This is a genomic window from Vibrio sp. 1CM23M (assembly GCF_023161755.1).
Lineage (GTDB): Bacteria > Pseudomonadota > Gammaproteobacteria > Enterobacterales > Vibrionaceae > Vibrio > Vibrio coralliirubri.
Map to the genome: position 1 here is coordinate 1,227,640 of NZ_JALNTR010000001.1, position 17,789 is coordinate 1,245,428.

A 17,789-nucleotide genomic window follows, 5' to 3' on the forward strand; every position below is an offset into this window, starting at 1 on the left:
AGTGCAGTGTTACACCTGCTAATTATAGCGTTTGTATAGAGAGCGCTTACTAAAGAATAACAAAAGAAAAAGCAGTGAACCAAAGAGCCTTCGGGCTCTTTTTTTACCACTGAAATCGACGGGACAGAAATGACCCAAATGATTGGTTTTGAGTTGGACACGAATGACTCAAAAGATATTAGTTAGTTTGGGGTTTGTTGTAAGTTGTTGAAATTAAATAAATAAAAACATGGCACAAAGGCTGCAATAGCGAAGGTGACTTTCAACAATAAGTAAAAGTAAGGTTTGAATATGAAAATCAGTGTTAAAGGACTGTTAATCGCTAGCTCATTACTACTTCCTTCAATGGCTATGGCAAGCGACTGCTCTAGTCGTGGTGTGTTAGACGATCGATACTGTGATGAAAACCAAGATTTGGTCGCCGATTCACCAAAGAATCCAGATGAGTGGAACGACCCAAGCACGCTTGTGTTTACCTACACGCCAGTAGAAGACCCAGCGCTATATAAAGATGCGTTTGCGGATTTCCAAGCTCACCTAAGTAAAATTACGGGTAAGCGAGTGATTTACTACACAGTTCACTCGAACTCTGCGCAAGTAGAAGCGATGCGTTCTGGTCGACTGCACGTTGCAGGTTTCTCTACCGGTCCAACAGGCTACGCGGTTAACCTAGCTGGCTACGTTCCAATTGCAGTGAAAGGCGATGAGTCTGGTTTCCAAGGCTACAACCTGATCACCATTGTGCGTAAAGACAGCGGTATTAATACAATGACTGATCTGAAAGGCAAAAAGGTTGCACACACTTCTGCATCTTCCAACTCTGGCAACCTAGCTCCACGTGCGTTATTCCCAGCGAAAGGCCTAGTGCCAGATGAGGATTATAAAGTGCTTTACTCAGGTAAGCATGACCAGTCTATTCTTGGTGTTTTCAATGGAGACTATGATGCAGCACCGGTGGCATCAGATGTTTACGATCGTATGGTCGCTGCAGGTCGTGTCGACGATTCTGAACTGAAGATCATCTACCGTAGCCCACGCTTCCCAACGTCTGCTTTTGGTTACGCGTACAACCTAAAACCAGAGCTTGTTGAGAAGATCAACGAAGCTTTCTTTAGCTACCGCTTTACTCCAGAGATGAGTGCATCATTTAAAGGTGCAGACCGCTTCTCACCAATCAGCTACAAAGAAGAGTGGGACGTGATTCGTGATATCGCACACGCGACAGGTACGGCTTACACCAAAGCTGGTCTTAAGAAGCTCGCTGAAAAAGATGCGGCTAAACGCGCAAAGAAAAAAGCAGCTGAGCTAGCAAAACAAGCAAACAACGGCTAGTTCTTGACTCAGTTGGAAGGCTAAGTTTTAGAAAGACTTAGTTCTTTAAATACTTACCTTAACTAAAAATCTATGCCCTCGCGGGTAGGGCATAGTTCATTCTAAAATTCGCACAAGGAAATGCAGTATGGCCGTAGCAAGCTATGAAGGAATAAAGATAAACAACCTTTTCCACGAATACGTGGCAGGCAAGCCAATCCTTAAAGGCATTAATATAGATATCGATGAGCCTGGCATCATCGCGATTATCGGCCCATCCGGTACAGGTAAAAGCACACTTCTACGCTGTATCAACCGCCTTAACGATCCAAGCCAAGGTGAAATCATTTTTGATGGCGCAGACCTGACTCAACTTAAAGGTCAAGCGCTACGCAAACAGCGTCGACATATCGGCATGGTGTTCCAAGAATATAACCTTGTCGAACGTTTAACGGTTATCGAGAACGTGTTGAGTGGCCGTTTGGGTTACATGACTGCTTGGAATGCATGGCGTCGTAACTACTCTGCGCAAGACCTCGCCAAAGCGTTTGAGCTACTTGAGTTTGTTGGTTTACAAGACTTTGCTAACCAACGTGCCGACAGCTTGTCGGGTGGACAAAGGCAGCGTGTTGGTATCGCTCGCGCAGTAATGCAAGACCCATATATCTTATTGGCAGACGAACCGACTTCATCTCTCGACCCGAAAACCGCAGTTGAGATCATGGAGTTAATGGAGACATTTGCAGAACAGAAAAACATCCCGGTTTTGGTGAACATCCACGATGTGAACCTAGCCAAGCGTTACGCCAAACGTATCATCGGGATGTGTAACGGCAAGGTGCATTACGACGGCAGCCCTGAAGGTATTTCTGAAGAAGATCTAAAAATTATCTATGGGGGTGAATCATGGCTGGACTAACCCCAAGCTCATCGCCAAGCGTACCGTCAAACCCGTCGCCAGCGAAGCACGAAAACCCTTTCAAGGTGTCATGGACAAACCGTGCGATTATCGCTGGTATAGTGGCTTATCTGTTTTACAGCTTCTCGACGCTAGGGCTTACCTTTGATCGTTTGATCATCGGTTTTGGTGAAAGTGAGCGGTTACTATCACGAATGTTTCCGCCTGATTTCTCGCGAACCAGTTTACTACTGAGTGGGTTAGCGGAAAGCTTACAGATTGCGATTATCTCAAGTTTCTTTGGCATCGTTATTTCACTGTTTCTAGGATTACTGGCCGCGAGAAATATGATGCCTTCAATCGTATCGACGCCTATTCGAGGTTTTATTGCCTTGTGCCGTTCTTTTCATCCAGTGATTATCGCAATCTTGTTTGTGAAAGCGGTGGGCTTTGGTGCTCTGGCTGGGATCTTGACCTTAGTATTTGCATCCATTGGCTTCATCGCCAAGCTGTTCGCTGAAGCGATTGAAGAAATCTCCTTTAAACCGGTTGAAGCAATTAAAGCGACAGGCGCTAGTTTTACTAGTGTGATTTTGTATGCGGTGATGCCACAGGTTTTCACGCGTTTTATTGGGTTCGCAAGCTACCAGCTGGATTCCAATCTTCGCAACTCAACCATGGTGGGCATCGTAGGTGCAGGTGGTCTTGGTGGGACGCTTTTCTCTGCCTTCCAACGTTTTGATTACGACTTCGTCGCCGCTATTTTGATCACCATTATCGCACTGATTCTTGTCGGTGAATTTCTTTCCAACATTGTTAGGAGAATCTTCTAATGACAACTGCATCTATCGATAGAGAGTGGCAGCGCTTTACACCCAACGAACGTGTGGCTCGATTCGCTGTTTACCTCAGCCTAGTGTGTGCCATTGTTTGGTCTTGGCAGACAGTAGAAGTGATTCCTGAGTTCTTTTATGACGCGCCCGCTCAGTTTGCTGATATGTTCGAGCGAATGGTGCCAATGGACTATGGTTTCTACCCTGAGTCGATTCACGCTGCGATGATTGAAACCTTACACATCGCGACACTGGGCACACTGTTTACTTTGGTGTTTGCGATTCCTTTGGCGTTGTTGAACGCACCAAACATTACACCTAATAAAGCGCTGAACTGGATCGCTCAATTCTTTCTAGTGTCTTCACGTTCAGTGAACTCGCTGGTTTGGGCATTACTGTTTATCGCACTGTTTGGCCCCGGTGTTCTCGCAGGCATCATGTCAATTGCAATTCGCAGTATCGGCTTTGTAGGGAAGCTGTTAGCGGAAGCCATTGCCGAAGTGAACATGGGGCCTATTGAAGCTTTACGCGCAACGGGTGCTTCGTGGATGAGTATTTTGCTGAAAGGGTATTGGCCACAAGTGATGCCTGCGTTCTACTCAATCGTATTGTTCCGTTGGGACATCAACGTGCGTGAATCTGCGGTATTGGGTTTGGTGGGCGCTGGCGGTATTGGTGTGGTACTTAACGATGCGCAAAACCTTTTTGAATGGCAAAAAGTTTCGATGGTATTAGTGAGTATTTTTGCGGTGGTTATCGTTGCTGAAGCGGTGGTTATCCATATCCGTAACAAACTCATATAGACAGCGTGTTGTGTGAAAGTTGAGAGCTTATCTAGCATTTTGAAGCTCAAACGACCCTAGGTACTTCGGTCTACCTAGCGGTCGTTTTTTTATGCGGTGTCTTTCGCATCAAACGGACAACGAGCGCCTAGAAAATACAGTGTTTAGCAAAATCGCCCGCTTCATTAGCCGTCCAGTCGCCTTTAGGCTTTTCTTTCATATCGGCACACCAAGCTTCACTGCCAACTTCGGTACAAGCCATTAACTGAGTGGCTAGGAAAAGGATCAACGCGACTTTCTTCATAATAAACATTCCGTTGTGGTCTAAATTTCTGTTTATAACTGTATCAAATACCACAAGTGATTGTTATAGCTGCTAAGAACTTAAGGGCGTTAAAAATGATGTGGGGTTGAGCTGAATTCAAGAGGCGGTAAAGAAGGGGAGGGGGGATTGACTGTAAGATCGAAAAAGCCAGCAACATGTGCTGGCTTTGAAATTCTTAATAAGTGTCTATTCGTTATTTCGCTTTAACTACTTATCGATTTATACCAATTTCATCTCTTGGATGATGTCCGAAGCAATCTCTGGCTTCGTGCTTGTTGGTTTCTCGTGTAGGTCGGCTTTCAATTGTCCCTTACGGTTACTTAGGCCTGCTTCTAGTTTCTTGAGTGCTGAAGCGATAGCTGGGTACATAACATCGTCTGTAGATTTTGCTGTTACTCGTACACCTTCGTAGTTGGTGAATACTTCAACCTGATGTTGACCGTGTTCTTTAGTAATGATGATGTCGCAACTGATCAGTGATGGGAAATGGTTAGATATCTTCTCGAATTTACCTTCGATGTCTTTGCGTGACTCGTCGTTAATTGATACATGATGTGTTTGAACATTTATTTTCATAAATCATACCTTTCCAATGACTGTGTCATTTAAACGTAGCAAACATCGGATAGATTAACCAACTGAGAATTAGCACATGTGTGATTGACTTCAGTGTTATCAAATATTCTCTTGTTACTCCCTTGAAAGTCCGATGAACTGATCGCATATTATGTTTCGTGTTTTAAAGACATGTTCAAAAAAACTCCATCCCTGATAATTTGCGCTAACCTACAGCGAATTCCCAGTGAATCTCTCTTTATTGGTTTTATAATTCCGAACTTGTCACTCCATTGATTTTCTTGTCAGCTCACTCACTTGTTTCTTCTTTTATTAAAAACTCAGCTTAAGTTGCTAATTTATAGGCACTCAACTGCCCACTCCATATTGAAGTGAAACTCTCCAGCCGTGAGTTGAGACTCGGGTATGGTAATACGCGCTTGAATGTCGACTTCTTTATTGGATGCCAGTTGTTCTACAGGAAATTCGACGCCCTGACGCCAATAATTAATGTCACCTTCATAGCGAACCGGCGTTTCGACTTTGAATCGCACAAGTTCTGAAATACGAGACTCGTCAATTGAGCCTAGGTCAATATGTTGCAGTTTGAGCAATAATCGAGAATCTTTGCGATTGGACTCCAACTTGAGCGTGATGGCTCTGCCATCGTATTCTCGACCAAAACTCATCTCTCCTTGGTTATTGATCACTTCTAAACCGCAGCGTTCTCTCACATGCTTTTTAAAGCTTAATGTAGAGTGATTATTGGATGCCAATGTACAGCTGGATAAGCTGATTAAAGTGAATGCGATGATAAATCGTAGCATGTTAGTTCACCATAACGCGGACAATAAAGTCCGTGACCGCTTGTTCAGTAACAGCCACATTACTGATGGTTTGCTTATCTTTGAGAGATACCTGATAGCTTGAACTCAGTACAATATCGGCATGATGATATTTGTATTCGACAATAAGATCGCACGTGACACGGTCAGTTTGCTTAATTTCGACGTTAGTCTCGGTGTAGTTAACGCGACTTTCGGTGTCGATTAACTCGATGCTCGACCAATCGATGTATTCAGAATTCGACAACGCATCAAAGATTCGGCGCTGGTGGTTGTCTGAGCCATCGACGCACATTTGATTGAAATGTTCGACTTCTTTCCTATCAAACCCGGTGCTCACGGCATAGGGCGCGATAAACAATATCGCCAAGAATAAAACTAGAGTTTTCATAGTGCCTCTGGGTCAGCAAGCCCTCATGATTAAAGGGCTTACCGTGGGAGAGATGATGGTTAGTTACACTCAATCTTCCATTTTGTTTTTACTTCGTAATCATCACTAGCATCGAGATTGCTTTCATCAACCGCAACACGAGCGAAAAGATTCATATTGTTATCTTCACGAATTTGATCCCGAGTGATGTCTACACCCGATTCCCAACTAACTGCAGATTGGTCTAGCTCTGTTGTCCCCGTTGACTGGAAAAACACATCGCCTTTTTGAATTTGGCCGTTAAACGATTCGATTTTGATCTCTTCTGCTCGAACTTTGATTCCGTTTCTGTTGCTGACTAACTTTACAGTCGCGTGAGATTCATTGTAACTTTCGCCAAAAGCCAAATCGGCTTGGTCTTCTGTTGCTTCTATCCCACATTGAGACTCGACAGATGCTGAGAATACAACATCACCTGTTTTGTCATCTTGATGGTCAGGTGGTATGGCAAACGCCGAACCAGTGGAAAATACAGACATGGCAGCTAGGCCAAGTAGTGGTTTTCTATTAAGCATTTTTACTCCGAAAAAGTGGTATTGCTTTGTTTCATCTTCAGCAGACGATATTTCTCTGCTTCGATTTGTAATAGCTTTAGCTCATGTTCCGCTTGAGCTAGCTCTTCTAAACGTTCTCGCTCACGGAGCTCGAACTCGTAGAGTCGACGACAGTCAACTCGATCCTCACCACCAAATTGGAATGTCACAGCCGCGTATACGCCTGCCTCATCCTGATTTTGGTAGTAATAATTGTTGTAATAGCTGTCGCTATCTTCATTGCCGGTTGATCCGTAGGTTCCGAACTGAACGGTTTTACCTGTGGAAATCGCTTGCTCACATGAAGCCCCTTCAGAGGTTCGAACTCGGTCGGTACCTGAAGGGTTCGACACACTCGGTATTGGGTTTGCCAATGCCGGACTTGTCAGTGAAGCAATGGCCAATGAAGCGACAGTAAATAAAGCGCTAAGTAACGCTTTGATTGTTCTCCGCATAATTGATACCGCTTGAATGTCGTTAATATCGTTTGAATTTAAGGTTTGTGCATACTTCGTAGCTGTTCGGGGAATCCGTCACCATGCGCGTACAAATCTTCTTCTTGGTTGTTTGAGCGGCTGGCGTCTTAACATTGATATCCAGCTCTATCTCTTGGTTTGCATCCAATTGGATCTTGTTTGGAAACTCTTTGTCATCAATTCGCAGGTAGTAATCCGCTTGTTTGGTGTAACGGTTTACCAATAAAAACCTGACCTGTGTTTTGTCGGAGTAGGTCTGAAATTCGGTATTTTTCCACTTGTGCACATTTGCGTTTGCTAAGGAACTGCTCAGCAACAACGCGGCAGCAATGATGTAAATAGCCTTCATGAGAACCTCAAAATGATGATCGAGGTCTCATTTTAGGTTTGTTCAAAGATAGGACTTACCATTTTGCGCCACTGACATAAGGCTGACAGTACGGTAAAATGACTAAGTTTTTTTAGGTTGGAACTGCCGAACAGCGAAACTAGGAGGGTAGAGCTGAGGAGAAAAGGGCAAAGTAACTATTTATGATTTCGTCACTCAATATCACAATTACCAATATAAGCGGCTGCAGTTTATTGAGGTATTTGTTAGTACGGGATATTATAACAGTCATCTTCTATTTGGATCCGTTATCATGAAAATGCCTGTTAAATTCGCTGCAATTGCAGCTTCCCTTTTTTTCGCTTTCAATGCCTTTGCTGCACCAGTTGAATTTCAGAAGATCCCTGAGATCATGCAGCAATTTGAAACGGCAGAACTTTACGTTAAGAAGTCGGTTACTCTAGGTCGTTTACCAGCCGAGTCTGAAATTGGCATTGATTTTCCTACTTATGTTTCGGATGGAAAGGGCGGTTACAGCCTAGAGACAAACAACGTAATGACAGATTCTGTTGTTATCGCAAGCATGCCGAAAGCGATTGTTGATGATGTTTTCAACCAATGGCTAGTACCTAAAGATACGTGGATCAGCAGCTACGGTTCTTTGCCAACCTCGACCACTGAATTTAAGCCGTTTAAGCGTATTAAAACCATCAAAGCGATTAAGATTGATGCAGAAATGCTGGAGCTGTTAGGCAGTGAAGATGGCAACACGGCGATGATCAAAGTGAGCTGGGATGAGAAGGGAATGAAGGTCTATAAGGATGGTTACTTAGCGGATTATGAGTACGGGATTGCCCCTCATGAGATGCAAGAAAACTATGAGCTAGCGCCTAAGTAATTCAGTTCAATGTAAGAAATCGCCTAGTTTTTGCTAGGCGCTTTTTTAAAACCCACCAAAACATGACGAAACTCACACTTTTCTGACAATTTACCGCTCGTTGTGTTAGCATGCGCCGCTTGTCTTTGTAATTGATAAAAAACATATTACTCAGCGGATTTCTTTGTTTATCTGCCCGTAATGACCTCATTCAGTTTGGCCTGACTTGGCTGAACATCTGCATTTTGCTCGGACGCAAAGAGAGTAGTACTCACTACTTCACTATGTACATTTGAGAGCACCATCTATCAAAGGCCTTTTTGAAACAGCCTAAATTAGCGCGAACTTAGTTCTGCGTGAAGGGTTTCGTTTTTCCAAAAATCCCTCTCGGCGGCTAAGTACTCCTTAGTTGCTGACAAGTAAGGAGTCTATATGACGACTACGGTATCTACGTCCGTACCTACATCTCAAGCTGGTAACACAGCTCCGATAGAGAAAGAAGTAAACCACCCGTTTCTCTCTTTGGTTATCATGGTGATTGTTGCTGCAATCGCAACTTACTTCATCCCTGCTGGTGAGTTTGAACGAGTGGTCATGAATGGCCGCACGGTTATCGACCCAGACAGTTACACACTATTAGCCAGTAACCCAACAACATTAGCCTCTTTTTTCGAATCATTTTTTAAAGGCTTCAAATCCGCTTCTGGTGTGATGGGTGTGGTGGTATTCGTTGGTGGTGCCTTCGGCATTATCAAACACATGGGTTTGTTAGACGCATCCGTCGTTGCGTTAACGACTAAGCTAAAGAAGCAAGGCTTGTACGTGATTGCACCTGTGATCATGACTGCGATCTTCTTCAACGTCACCTTCACCGGTATGCGTGAACTTGATGTCATTTTTATCTCTTTGATGATCCCTATCTGTATCAAACTTGGCTATGACGCGATAACGGCACTTGGTGTTGTTTTACTGGCAAGTTGTGCTGGTTTTGCAGCTGCGCTAGCTAACCCATTCTTCACAGGTATCGCACACACTATTGCTGAACTGCCTATGTATTCAGGCATGTGGTACCGCTTTATTGTTGGCATGTTCATGTTGCTAACGGGTGCTTGGTATGTACTTAACTACGCGCGCAAAGTTAAGCAAGATCCAACCAAAGGTTTGTTGCATGGTACGGGTTACCACTACGAATCTAGCGTTGAAGCGAAAACACTGACTACTCGTGAAAAGCTTGCGGGCATCGCGTTCTTGGGCGTATTCGCATACATGATCTTCGGCACGTTGACGATGGGGTTCGGCTTTACCGAGATTGCGGGTGCATTTGTGGCAATGGCGATCATTCCGGGTTTGGTTGCGGGTTTATCTCCGAACAAGATTTGTGAGTATTGGACCAAAGGTGTTAGCGATGTATTGGTGGCAGTACTGATCATCTTCTTCGCTCGCTCAGTGTTGACCATTATGGAAGACGCGAAGATTGTTGATTCTATTATCTTCTATCTTGCACAGATCATTTCTGGTAGCTCTAAACTTGTGGCAGCAGCAGGGATCTACTTTTCGCAGGCTGCGATCAACTTATTCATTCCGTCTGGCAGTGGCCAAGCTGTGATCACTATGCCAATCATCATTCCATTGGCAGATATTGGTCAAGTGACTCGTCAAGTAGCAGCACTTGCTTCTCAACTGGGTGATGGTATTTCTAACTATATTTACCCAACTAATGGTGGCTTGTTAGCGGTATTGGCTATTGCAAAAGTGCCTTACACTAAGTGGGTTCGTTTCTTCTTGCCGTTATTTTTGTTCTGGTCGGCAGGTGCACTGATTTCCGTTGTGATTGCTCAAATGATTGAGTTAGGGCCTTTCTAAGGCTCGGATGTTTTACCTAACGCATAGATAGTTTAGATTTTTGAGACCGTCTACATAACTAAAAAGACAGCGAATTCGCTGCCTTTTTAGTTTAGAAAGAAGCTATTTCAAGTGAAGCATCACTCTTCAAACTGATAAGAAGAGGGCACCACGATGACGCCCTGTTTCGATATGTGGAAGCGTTTGGAATCGGCAAGGCTATCAATGCCGATTTGAGTTCCGTCTGGCACCTTAACGTTTTTATCGATGATGCAGTTCTGAATGTGGCAATTTTTTCCAATATCAACATCTTCAAACAGAATACTATCAATCACAATCGCGGCATTGCTGACTTTTACCTTAGGGAAGAAGATAGAGTTTTGTGCCGAACCCCCTTCAATCACCACTCCATTCGCTATCATCGAGTTGATGAATATTCCTTGGTTACCTTCTACCGATGCAATGGTTCGTGCGGGTGGCAGTTGCGGCTCATAGGTGCGAATCGCCCAATCTGGTTGGTATAAATCGATAGGTGAGGCTGGCTTCAACAGATCCATGTTGGATTGGTAATAAGAGTCGATAGTACCAACATCTCTCCAGTACGCATCTTGTGTTACGCGCCCTTCTTCGTCACCAAACTTGTATGCGTAAACACTGTTGTTGCCGACCAATTTAGGAATGATGTCTTTACCAAAATCGTGGCTTGAGTTCGGGTCTTCGGCATCCGCCAGTAGCGCTTGTGTTAACACCTCTTTATCAAAAACGTAAATACCCATTGAAGCCATGCTTCGAGTCGGCCTACCGGGTACACATGCTGGGTAACGTGGCTTTTCGGTAAAGTTATTGATCTCGAGAGATTCGTCTATCTCCATCACACCAAACTCTTTGGCTTCGTCAATCGAAACCTCCATGCACGCTACGGTTAAATCGGCCTCGTTCTTTTTGTGCTGCTTGAGCATTGGCGCGTAATCCATGCGATAGATATGGTCGCCTGATAACACCACCACATGCTTAGCTTCACTACGAGAAAGCAGATACAAGTTTTGATAAATCGCATCGGCTGTACCGCTATACCAGCTATCACCGGTTCGCATTTGTGGAGGAACATTGGTGATGTATTCGCCGAGCTCGGGGTTAAGCACCGACCAACCATCCCTTAAATGTTTTTGCAAAGAGTGAGACTTGTACTGAGTCAGCACCAAAATTTGGCGTAACCCTGAATGTAAGCAGTTCGCGAGCGTGAAATCGATGATTCGATATTTGCCACCAAAGGGCACCGCAGGTTTTGCACGGTTATCGGTGAGGGGAGAAAGCCGAGAGCCAACACCGCCGGCCAGAACGATTGTTAGAGTGTCTTGCATGGTCAGAACCTCAATGTATTTATGATTATGAACATAGACTTGCAAGCACTAAGCCAAATGTAACTCATTGAATATTATACGAGGCGAGATTGATTCTTGTTGTTATGCACCAAAATGATGCGTACGAGATATTGGCTTGCTCTATTTTGATCCGAAGAGATCTGGGCAAAGTGAGGGGGTGAATTAACAAGATGACGCACGGGAAAGTTGCATTACAAAACTGTCAATAAAATGAAGGAATAAAGTGATCGGGTCGATATAAATTTACATAAATAATCACAACTTTTCACAAATTGATTTCCATCAATAAAGTAGGGTTATTATATGCTACCTTGCACGCAAAATAAGAAATGATTACTCATTCACCAATAAAAATTAAGCCCTCAAAAGGAAATTATAATGAAAAAAACAGTATGTGGTATTGCGGTTATTGCGGCTCTTATGTCTACCAATGTTCTTGCTCATAAAGAAGGTGATTTCATCATCCGTGCAGGTGCAGCAACGGTATCTCCAAACGACAGCAGCGGCGCTGTACTTAACAACCCAGATCTAGAGTTTTCAGTAGATTCAGATACTCAACTTGGCCTTACTTTCGGCTACATGTTCACTGACAACATCAGTTTTGAAGTACTAGCGGCGAGCCCTTTCTCTCACAGTATTTCTGTTAATGGCCTAGGTAAAGTTGCTGACACCAAGCACCTTCCACCAACGTTTATGGTTCAGTACTACTTCGGTCAAGCGAACAGCGACTTCCGTCCTTACGTAGGCGCTGGTATTAACTACACCGTATTTTTCGATGAAGAACTTAATGGTACGGGCAAAGATGCTGGCTTGAGCGACTTGTCTCTTGATGATTCTTGGGGTCTTGCTGCAAACATCGGTATGGACTACATGATCAATGAAGATTGGTTCTTAAACGCTTCAGTTTGGTATGCAGACATCAGCACAACAGCGAAATACAAAGCTGGTGGCGTTCAGTACTCAACAGACGTTGATATCGACCCATGGGTATTCATGATCGGTGGTGGTTACAACTTCTAATCTCCCTATTCAGTTTACTAAAGGCGCTCAAGCATCAGCCAGCTTGGGCGCTTTTTTTTGCTTGCTTGTTAATGGATTGCTCGCCTTAGATTCCTGTTGTTATGGGTAAGAGAAACTTATTGTCGTCATTTATTGTTAATAAAAGGGAAAGATAAGTGTCATAACAGCCCTCTATGATCGCGATTCAAATTATGGAGGATATATGAATCGTAAATTTAATAAGCTGACATTATTACTGCCTATCGCGGTAAGCTCTGCTCTAGTAGGATGTTCGCAGTCAACTTCAACTTCAACGTCGACAACACCACCAACGACTGCTACGCCATCTCAAACATCACTTGATGCTTTTAGCCTTCAATGCCAATCCATCGAGCAGCCAAGCGCTTCCAATGCTGAAGTAACCGGAATCAGCCTAGTTGGTCGTTCAATTGCCGATGCCCCGTTTGATACTTCAGCAGCCGAAATCGTCAGCTACGATTCATGTACCGACAAGCTTTATGTCGTCAATGCTCAAGCACAAAAAGTCGATGTGTTATCGATGAACTCTGACAGCGCACCAGCATCTGAGGGCTCTATCGATCTTCAATCAGCGGCTGCAGCTTCTGGTATTGATATTGGTGCCGCGAACAGTGTGTCGACTCATCAAGGATTAGTTGCTGTCGCGATTGAAAATGCTGACAAGCAACAAAACGGCATCATTGCACTTTATCGTTCAGACACGTTAGAGCTGATCACTACTTATACGGCTGGTGCATTACCGGACATGGTGAGCTTCTCGAAAGATGGTCGCTATATTGCCTCTGCAAATGAAGGTGAGCCGAATGCGGATTACAGCATTGACCCTGAAGGTTCAGTGACACTGGTGGATTTAACTTATGGCCCTTTGCAAGCGACAGTCACTCAAATTGATTTCAACGCATTTAATCAAGGTCAGCCTCGCCATGCAGAACTGACTGACAAGGTTCGAATCTCTGCGCCGAATGCAACCGTTGCTCAAGATCTTGAACCGGAATACCTAACGTTTGCTGATAACGGAAAACTCTACGTAGCCCTTCAAGAGAACAACGCTTTGGCAGCGATTGATGTGACGAGTGCACAAGTCGATGCAATTCTGGGATTAGGCGGTAAGCCTTGGGATAAAGCTAAGCTAGATGCGTCAAACAAAGACAAAAACATCGGTAATCTCCAAAGCTACGCAATGTTAGAAGGCCTTTACATGCCAGACAGCATCACCAGCTACAGCGTTGATGGTAATACCTACATTGTGACTGCGAATGAAGGTGATGGTCGTGAGTATGGCATCAAAACCACGCAAGAAATGTGTGACGAGAAAGGTTTTGAGTGGGATGGTGATGACTATAAAGGCACCGAAAACTACACAACAGAAAAAGACTTTTGTATCGCTTATGTCGATGAAGTGCGTGGCAAGAAGTTAGACGTTGATGCTAACCACCCATTGGCTGGTGCATTGAAAGACAATAATCAATTGGCTCGCCTTAAGGTGATTAAGCCACAAGGGACACTTGCCGCCGACCAAAAGGTTCAAGCATTCGGTAGCCGCTCTTTCTCTATCTGGGATGAGTCGGGTGAGTTAGTGTTTGATAGTGGCGATGATTTTGCTCGAATCGTACTTGAGCAAGATCCTGCAAACTTCAACAGCACCAATGATAACAACCAAAGCGGTGACGATCGCAGTGATGATAAAGGCGTAGAACCTGAAGCTATCGAAGTGGCTGAGATCAACGGCAAGCACTATGCATTTATTGGGCTGGAGCGCCAAGGTGGCATCATGGTTTACGACGTAACACAGCCTAAAAATGCAAGTTTTATCAGCTATCTAAACAACCGCGACTTTGCTCAGCCAGTGTGCACTAAGGTTGATGAAGATGGTGATTGCGACAACGATATTTACAACTCGAAAGCAGGTGACTTAGGTCCAGAATCAATCAAGTATTTCACTCGCTCTGGTAACCACTTTATCGCGGTCGGCAATGAAGTGAGCGGCAGCACATCAGTTTACCGCGTTGAGTTTTAATCAAGCTTATTATTAGCAATTAGCTCGAATCAAAACAAAAGCGCCACTACTTATTCAGTAGTGGCGCTTTTTCAGTTCATCGCTTATTTAGTAGCGATAGCAAAGGCCTATGGCTGTTGCTTAGTTGGTGCTAGAGCGATTTCACGGATACATACGTTCTGTGGTTGTTGGTAAGCGAATGATACCGCGCGAGCAATATCGTCAGCTGCCAATACGCCGCCCATGTCTTCTTTCCAAGAATCGTAACCGTCTTTGATCTCTTGAGATGTTGTGTGAGACAGAAGCTCAGTTTCTACAGCACCCGGTGCGATAGTGGTAACACGAACGTTTGAAGCCGCCACTTCTTCACGTACGTTTTCAGAGATAGCGTGAACCGCGAACTTAGTACCACAGTAAGCAGCGTGGCTTGGGAATGTTTTCTTACCCGCGATAGAGCTGATGTTGATGATAGTACCTGTGTTACGTTCCATCATCGGAGCAAGTACAGACTGCATGCCGTTTAGAAGACCAATCACGTTCACATCGAACATTGTCTTCCACTCTTGAGCGTCTTGAGTATCGATTTGACCAAGAAGCATTGCACCAGCGTTGTTGATAAGCGCGTCCACAGGGCCAAATTTCTCTTCACCTTGTGCGATTGCTGCATCAAAAGACGCTTTGTCTGTTACGTCTACTTTCACTGATAGTGAGTTTGGTAGGTTCAACGCTTCAAGGCGGTCAACACGACGAGCTAAAAGTAGAAGAGGGTGACCTTCATCGCTTAGACGACGAGCGATTGCTTCACCAATACCAGAGCTTGCACCTGTAATTACGATTAGTTTTTTCATTTTATTTCCTCTGTACTTTTATTGCGTCGGTTGGCTACGACGTGTTGTTTAAGTGCATTCGAATCAAGTGCTTGTTGCCTTGCTTCGTTGCGATGGAGGTATATTAAGGAAAATAGCATTGTTGATATATAGCTCTTTACTTGAAACACTGTTGCTGTGGTGCAACAATAAAAGCGTCTATCTCATAACTTCATTAGTAAGCTGGCGACTATGCTCAATCAAATTAACCTGTCTGATATTCGCTCTTTCGTGCTTATCGCTCGCTTAGGTAATTTCACCAAAGCGGCTGAGGAGTTGGATGTGTCTCGTTCCCACGTATCACGCCAAGTGAGTAGCCTAGAAAAACAGATGGGAGTGACCCTGTTTATCCGCACCACTCGAACTTTAAGGCTGACGCACGCGGGGCAAGATCTGTACGCGAGATGTGAACAAGCCTTAGATAATATAGACCAAGCTTTGATTGCTGCGGTGGACGATGTCGAAGAAGTACGTGGCGACATAAAAGTAAACTGTGTTGGCGGTTATCTGGGCGAGGTGATCATCGCGGATTTGGTCAATGAGTTCATGCAGCTCTACCCAGACATCAGTATTAGCCTTGATTTCAGTAGTAACCGAGTCGACTTGATTGAAGACGCGTTTGATATTGCCTTTCGAATGGGAAGCTTAGAAGACGCGGGCTTTATCGCAAGAAAGCTTTTAGACATTGAGATGGGAACACTCGCGAGCCCTGAGTATTTTGCTCGTAAAGGAAAGCCTAATCACCCCAAAGATCTGATTCACCATGACTGCTTAACGGGATCTGTGCGTAAGTGGAGCTTTCAAGCACTAGACGACACCAAGAAAACGGTCGATGTTCATGTGACGGGCAGACTGCAATGTAAGAATGGCCGAGTGTTGGTGCAGGGCGCTAAGTCGGGCAATGGGATTATTCGTGTTCCAACCATCTATTGCTTACAAGAACTGAACGACGGGCAACTGCTGCAAGTGTTTGATGAGTGGGTGGTGCCTAAGGTCGACTTTTCAGCGATCTACCATCGAGACCGCTATCAACCAAGCCGAATTCGAACCTTCATTGATTTTGTGAAAGGCCGTTTTGAGCAAATGCCAGTCAGTTAAATGGCGCGGCCTACCTTCCTCTTTCTTTTAGCAATAGTTGGACAGGCTTGGGCTTACATCTCGTCGATTTCGTTTTGTAGGTTTTCCAGCTGGTCTAGAATCAACAAGAACTTCTCGCCGAACGGCGTCACTTGGTATTCAACTCTTGGTGGCAGTTCGTTGAACATCTGCTTATCTAAAATCCCAAACTCCACATTTCGCTTCAAGCATTCATTCAATACCTTGGTCGATAACCCTTCGACCGAGCGCACCATTTCACCAGGGCGATTAATGCCATTTGCCAGTAATTGGTAAACCGTTAGCGACCATTTACAGCCGTAGATGGTTTCTACCATGCGAGCTGAGCGCTCTGGCGCTGATTTTCTTGAAAAAAAGTTTTCCTGATTTTTCATAAAGATGTACCAATAAGTACCTACCTAACCGATTTGTACTTACTATTCATAGTGTTAGTTCAAGGCCTAAGATTACCACGTTCACATGACTTAGGAGATAACAAAATGAACTTCACTAAAAATGGTATTGCAGTAGTAATCGGTGGCACGAGCGGTATGGGCTTTGAAACAGCGAAGCAGTTAGTCGCTCAAAACATCCATGTGTTGGTTGTCGGCAATAACCCAACTAAGTTAGATAAAGCGGTGTCAGAACTTCAATCACTAGGCCACGCTTCTGGTTGGCAAGCTAACCTTTATGATGATGCGAGTGTGTCTCGCCTTATTGCGCATTTAGAGTCGCTCGAAGAAGGTATTGGTTACCTTGTTAATGCTGCAGGTTACTTCAACCCTAAAGCGTTTATTGAGCACCAAGAATCTGATTACGAGCAATACATGCAGCTTAATAAAGCAACCTTCTTCATCACTCAAGCGATAAGTAAATTGATGCTCAAGAACGGCGGTGGCAGTGTGGTTAACGTTGGCTCTATGTGGGGTAAGCAGGCAATCAAAGCGACGCCATCTTCTGCCTATTCAATGGCTAAAGCAGGCCTGCACGCATTAACACAACACATGGCAATGGAACTGGCTGAGCATAACATTCGCGTGAATGCGGTTTCCCCGGCGGTGGTTAAAACACCGATTTACGAATCTTTCATTAAACCAGAAGATGTGGATCAAGCGCTAGAAGGCTTCAACGCGTTCCATCCGATTGGTCGAGTAGGTTTGCCGAAAGACATTGCCAATAGCATCTCTTTCTTACTGTCAGACAGTGCTGATTGGGTCACGGGTGCAATCTGGGATGTTGATGGCGGTGTGATTGCTGGCCGCAATTAATTAGGCTTCTTTTCAGGAGGCTGTCGCGTAGGCAAATAGCAGCGAGATGGCCTCCTTGATGAGTATTCGCGTAGAATAGAAACGAGAAAGACAACAATAATAATTAAAA

General features: G+C 44.4%; 20 protein-coding genes. 10 read left to right on the forward strand and 10 right to left on the reverse strand.

Going from position 1 to position 17,789, the window contains the following annotated elements; all coding sequences use genetic code 11:
* Positions 1 to 291 precede the first annotated feature (291 nt).
* The 4 genes from phnD (at position 292) to phnE (MSG35_RS05230) (ending at position 3,845) form a co-directional block, all read left to right on the forward strand.
* Positions 292 to 1,332, forward strand: coding sequence for a phosphate/phosphite/phosphonate ABC transporter substrate-binding protein (gene phnD / locus MSG35_RS05215; RefSeq protein ID WP_017054845.1), 1,041 nt, complete (start codon positions 292 to 294; stop codon positions 1,330 to 1,332).
* Positions 1,333 to 1,459: 127 nt separating this feature from the next.
* Positions 1,460 to 2,230 (forward strand): phosphonate ABC transporter ATP-binding protein, encoded by a 771-nt coding sequence (gene phnC, locus MSG35_RS05220; protein ID WP_004732991.1) that lies wholly within the window; start codon positions 1,460 to 1,462, stop codon positions 2,228 to 2,230.
* Positions 2,218 to 3,042: a phosphonate ABC transporter, permease protein PhnE gene (gene phnE, locus MSG35_RS05225; RefSeq protein ID WP_248383187.1), complete on the forward strand. Its 825-nt coding sequence runs from the start codon at positions 2,218 to 2,220 to the stop codon at positions 3,040 to 3,042. The genes phnC and phnE (MSG35_RS05225) overlap by 13 nt, the downstream gene beginning before the upstream one ends.
* Positions 3,042 to 3,845, forward strand: coding sequence for a phosphonate ABC transporter, permease protein PhnE (gene phnE / locus MSG35_RS05230; RefSeq protein ID WP_248383189.1), 804 nt, complete (start codon positions 3,042 to 3,044; stop codon positions 3,843 to 3,845). Before phnE (MSG35_RS05225) ends, phnE (MSG35_RS05230) begins: the two co-directional genes overlap by 1 nt.
* 127 nt (positions 3,846 to 3,972) lie before the next feature.
* On the opposite strand, the gene MSG35_RS05235 is transcribed toward phnE (MSG35_RS05230), so the two are convergent.
* The 7 genes from MSG35_RS05235 to MSG35_RS05265 all read right to left on the reverse strand — a co-directional run bounded on the left by MSG35_RS05235 (position 3,973) and on the right by MSG35_RS05265 (position 7,337).
* Positions 3,973 to 4,128 (reverse strand): DUF3012 domain-containing protein, encoded by a 156-nt coding sequence (locus tag MSG35_RS05235; RefSeq protein ID WP_017631564.1) that lies wholly within the window; start codon positions 4,126 to 4,128, stop codon positions 3,973 to 3,975.
* A 240-nt stretch (positions 4,129 to 4,368) separates the two neighbouring features.
* On the reverse strand, positions 4,369 to 4,725 hold the full coding sequence (raiA, locus tag MSG35_RS05240; RefSeq protein WP_048611638.1) for a ribosome-associated translation inhibitor RaiA: 357 nt from the start codon (positions 4,723 to 4,725) through the stop codon (positions 4,369 to 4,371).
* A gap of 338 nt (positions 4,726 to 5,063) precedes the next feature.
* Positions 5,064 to 5,531: a hypothetical protein gene (locus MSG35_RS05245; protein ID WP_248383191.1), complete on the reverse strand. Its 468-nt coding sequence runs from the start codon at positions 5,529 to 5,531 to the stop codon at positions 5,064 to 5,066.
* A 1-nt stretch (position 5,532) separates the two neighbouring features.
* Positions 5,533 to 5,940, reverse strand: a complete 408-nt coding sequence (locus tag MSG35_RS05250; RefSeq protein WP_248383192.1) for a hypothetical protein — start codon at positions 5,938 to 5,940, stop codon at positions 5,533 to 5,535.
* A gap of 59 nt (positions 5,941 to 5,999) precedes the next feature.
* Positions 6,000 to 6,494, reverse strand: coding sequence for a hypothetical protein (locus MSG35_RS05255; RefSeq protein ID WP_048613835.1), 495 nt, complete (start codon positions 6,492 to 6,494; stop codon positions 6,000 to 6,002).
* Between the two features lie 2 nt (positions 6,495 to 6,496).
* Positions 6,497 to 6,967 (reverse strand): hypothetical protein, encoded by a 471-nt coding sequence (locus MSG35_RS05260; RefSeq protein WP_050643743.1) that lies wholly within the window; start codon positions 6,965 to 6,967, stop codon positions 6,497 to 6,499.
* Positions 6,968 to 6,989: 22 nt separating this feature from the next.
* Positions 6,990 to 7,337: a hypothetical protein gene (locus MSG35_RS05265; protein ID WP_048611632.1), complete on the reverse strand. Its 348-nt coding sequence runs from the start codon at positions 7,335 to 7,337 to the stop codon at positions 6,990 to 6,992.
* A 292-nt stretch (positions 7,338 to 7,629) separates the two neighbouring features.
* On the opposite strand from MSG35_RS05265, the gene MSG35_RS05270 reads away from it, so the two are divergent.
* Both MSG35_RS05270 and MSG35_RS05275 read left to right on the forward strand, forming a co-directional pair.
* Positions 7,630 to 8,214 (forward strand): hypothetical protein, encoded by a 585-nt coding sequence (locus MSG35_RS05270; protein WP_248383194.1) that lies wholly within the window; start codon positions 7,630 to 7,632, stop codon positions 8,212 to 8,214.
* Positions 8,215 to 8,625: 411 nt separating this feature from the next.
* Complete coding sequence (locus MSG35_RS05275) at positions 8,626 to 10,056, forward strand: Na+/H+ antiporter NhaC family protein (RefSeq protein ID WP_102441990.1); 1,431 nt, start codon at positions 8,626 to 8,628, stop codon at positions 10,054 to 10,056.
* A gap of 119 nt (positions 10,057 to 10,175) precedes the next feature.
* On the opposite strand, the gene glgC is transcribed toward MSG35_RS05275, so the two are convergent.
* Complete coding sequence (gene glgC / locus MSG35_RS05280) at positions 10,176 to 11,396, reverse strand: glucose-1-phosphate adenylyltransferase (protein ID WP_248383195.1); 1,221 nt, start codon at positions 11,394 to 11,396, stop codon at positions 10,176 to 10,178.
* Positions 11,397 to 11,795: 399 nt separating this feature from the next.
* Here glgC and ompW point away from each other — a divergent pair, with 399 nt between their 5' ends.
* Together ompW and MSG35_RS05290 are read left to right on the forward strand one after the other, a co-directional pair.
* Positions 11,796 to 12,437 carry an outer membrane protein OmpW gene (gene ompW, locus MSG35_RS05285; RefSeq protein WP_050643748.1) on the forward strand — a complete coding sequence of 214 codons (642 nt, stop codon included), beginning with the start codon at positions 11,796 to 11,798 and terminating at the stop codon, positions 12,435 to 12,437.
* Between the two features lie 202 nt (positions 12,438 to 12,639).
* A complete protein-coding gene (locus MSG35_RS05290; protein WP_248383197.1) occupies positions 12,640 to 14,472 on the forward strand; it encodes a choice-of-anchor I family protein in 1,833 nt (610 codons plus the stop codon).
* A 107-nt stretch (positions 14,473 to 14,579) separates the two neighbouring features.
* Here MSG35_RS05290 and MSG35_RS05295 read toward each other — a convergent pair whose 3' ends face one another.
* Entirely contained in the window at positions 14,580 to 15,299 is a 720-nt protein-coding gene (locus MSG35_RS05295) for an SDR family oxidoreductase (protein WP_004733012.1), read from the reverse strand.
* Between the two features lie 210 nt (positions 15,300 to 15,509).
* Here MSG35_RS05295 and MSG35_RS05300 point away from each other — a divergent pair, with 210 nt between their 5' ends.
* Positions 15,510 to 16,415: a LysR family transcriptional regulator gene (locus MSG35_RS05300; RefSeq protein WP_017061687.1), complete on the forward strand. Its 906-nt coding sequence runs from the start codon at positions 15,510 to 15,512 to the stop codon at positions 16,413 to 16,415.
* A 53-nt stretch (positions 16,416 to 16,468) separates the two neighbouring features.
* On the opposite strand, the gene MSG35_RS05305 is transcribed toward MSG35_RS05300, so the two are convergent.
* Entirely contained in the window at positions 16,469 to 16,807 is a 339-nt protein-coding gene (locus MSG35_RS05305) for a helix-turn-helix domain-containing protein (RefSeq protein WP_004733017.1), read from the reverse strand.
* A 105-nt stretch (positions 16,808 to 16,912) separates the two neighbouring features.
* Between MSG35_RS05305 and MSG35_RS05310 the strand changes: the two genes are divergently transcribed.
* Positions 16,913 to 17,680: an SDR family oxidoreductase gene (locus tag MSG35_RS05310; RefSeq protein WP_248383199.1), complete on the forward strand. Its 768-nt coding sequence runs from the start codon at positions 16,913 to 16,915 to the stop codon at positions 17,678 to 17,680.
* Positions 17,681 to 17,789: the final 109 nt, after the last annotated feature.

Bases quoted from the DNA above. Each gene is read 5' to 3' on its own strand.
- phnD (WP_017054845.1), top strand. From the start codon at position 292: ATGAAAATCAGTGTTAAAGGACTGTTAATCGCTAGCTCATTACTACTT.
- phnC (WP_004732991.1), top strand. From the start codon at position 1,460: ATGGCCGTAGCAAGCTATGAAGGAATAAAGATAAACAACCTTTTCCAC.
- phnE (WP_248383187.1), top strand. From the start codon at position 2,218: ATGGCTGGACTAACCCCAAGCTCATCGCCAAGCGTACCGTCAAACCCG.
- phnE (WP_248383189.1), top strand. From the start codon at position 3,042: ATGACAACTGCATCTATCGATAGAGAGTGGCAGCGCTTTACACCCAAC.
- MSG35_RS05235 (WP_017631564.1), bottom strand. From the start codon at position 4,128: ATGAAGAAAGTCGCGTTGATCCTTTTCCTAGCCACTCAGTTAATGGCT.
- raiA (WP_048611638.1), bottom strand. From the start codon at position 4,725: ATGAAAATAAATGTTCAAACACATCATGTATCAATTAACGACGAGTCA.
- MSG35_RS05245 (WP_248383191.1), bottom strand. From the start codon at position 5,531: ATGCTACGATTTATCATCGCATTCACTTTAATCAGCTTATCCAGCTGT.
- MSG35_RS05250 (WP_248383192.1), bottom strand. From the start codon at position 5,940: ATGAAAACTCTAGTTTTATTCTTGGCGATATTGTTTATCGCGCCCTAT.
- MSG35_RS05255 (WP_048613835.1), bottom strand. From the start codon at position 6,494: ATGCTTAATAGAAAACCACTACTTGGCCTAGCTGCCATGTCTGTATTT.
- MSG35_RS05260 (WP_050643743.1), bottom strand. From the start codon at position 6,967: ATGCGGAGAACAATCAAAGCGTTACTTAGCGCTTTATTTACTGTCGCT.
- MSG35_RS05265 (WP_048611632.1), bottom strand. From the start codon at position 7,337: ATGAAGGCTATTTACATCATTGCTGCCGCGTTGTTGCTGAGCAGTTCC.
- MSG35_RS05270 (WP_248383194.1), top strand. From the start codon at position 7,630: ATGAAAATGCCTGTTAAATTCGCTGCAATTGCAGCTTCCCTTTTTTTC.
- MSG35_RS05275 (WP_102441990.1), top strand. From the start codon at position 8,626: ATGACGACTACGGTATCTACGTCCGTACCTACATCTCAAGCTGGTAAC.
- glgC (WP_248383195.1), bottom strand. From the start codon at position 11,396: ATGCAAGACACTCTAACAATCGTTCTGGCCGGCGGTGTTGGCTCTCGG.
- ompW (WP_050643748.1), top strand. From the start codon at position 11,796: ATGAAAAAAACAGTATGTGGTATTGCGGTTATTGCGGCTCTTATGTCT.
- MSG35_RS05290 (WP_248383197.1), top strand. From the start codon at position 12,640: ATGAATCGTAAATTTAATAAGCTGACATTATTACTGCCTATCGCGGTA.
- MSG35_RS05295 (WP_004733012.1), bottom strand. From the start codon at position 15,299: ATGAAAAAACTAATCGTAATTACAGGTGCAAGCTCTGGTATTGGTGAA.
- MSG35_RS05300 (WP_017061687.1), top strand. From the start codon at position 15,510: ATGCTCAATCAAATTAACCTGTCTGATATTCGCTCTTTCGTGCTTATC.
- MSG35_RS05305 (WP_004733017.1), bottom strand. From the start codon at position 16,807: ATGAAAAATCAGGAAAACTTTTTTTCAAGAAAATCAGCGCCAGAGCGC.
- MSG35_RS05310 (WP_248383199.1), top strand. From the start codon at position 16,913: ATGAACTTCACTAAAAATGGTATTGCAGTAGTAATCGGTGGCACGAGC.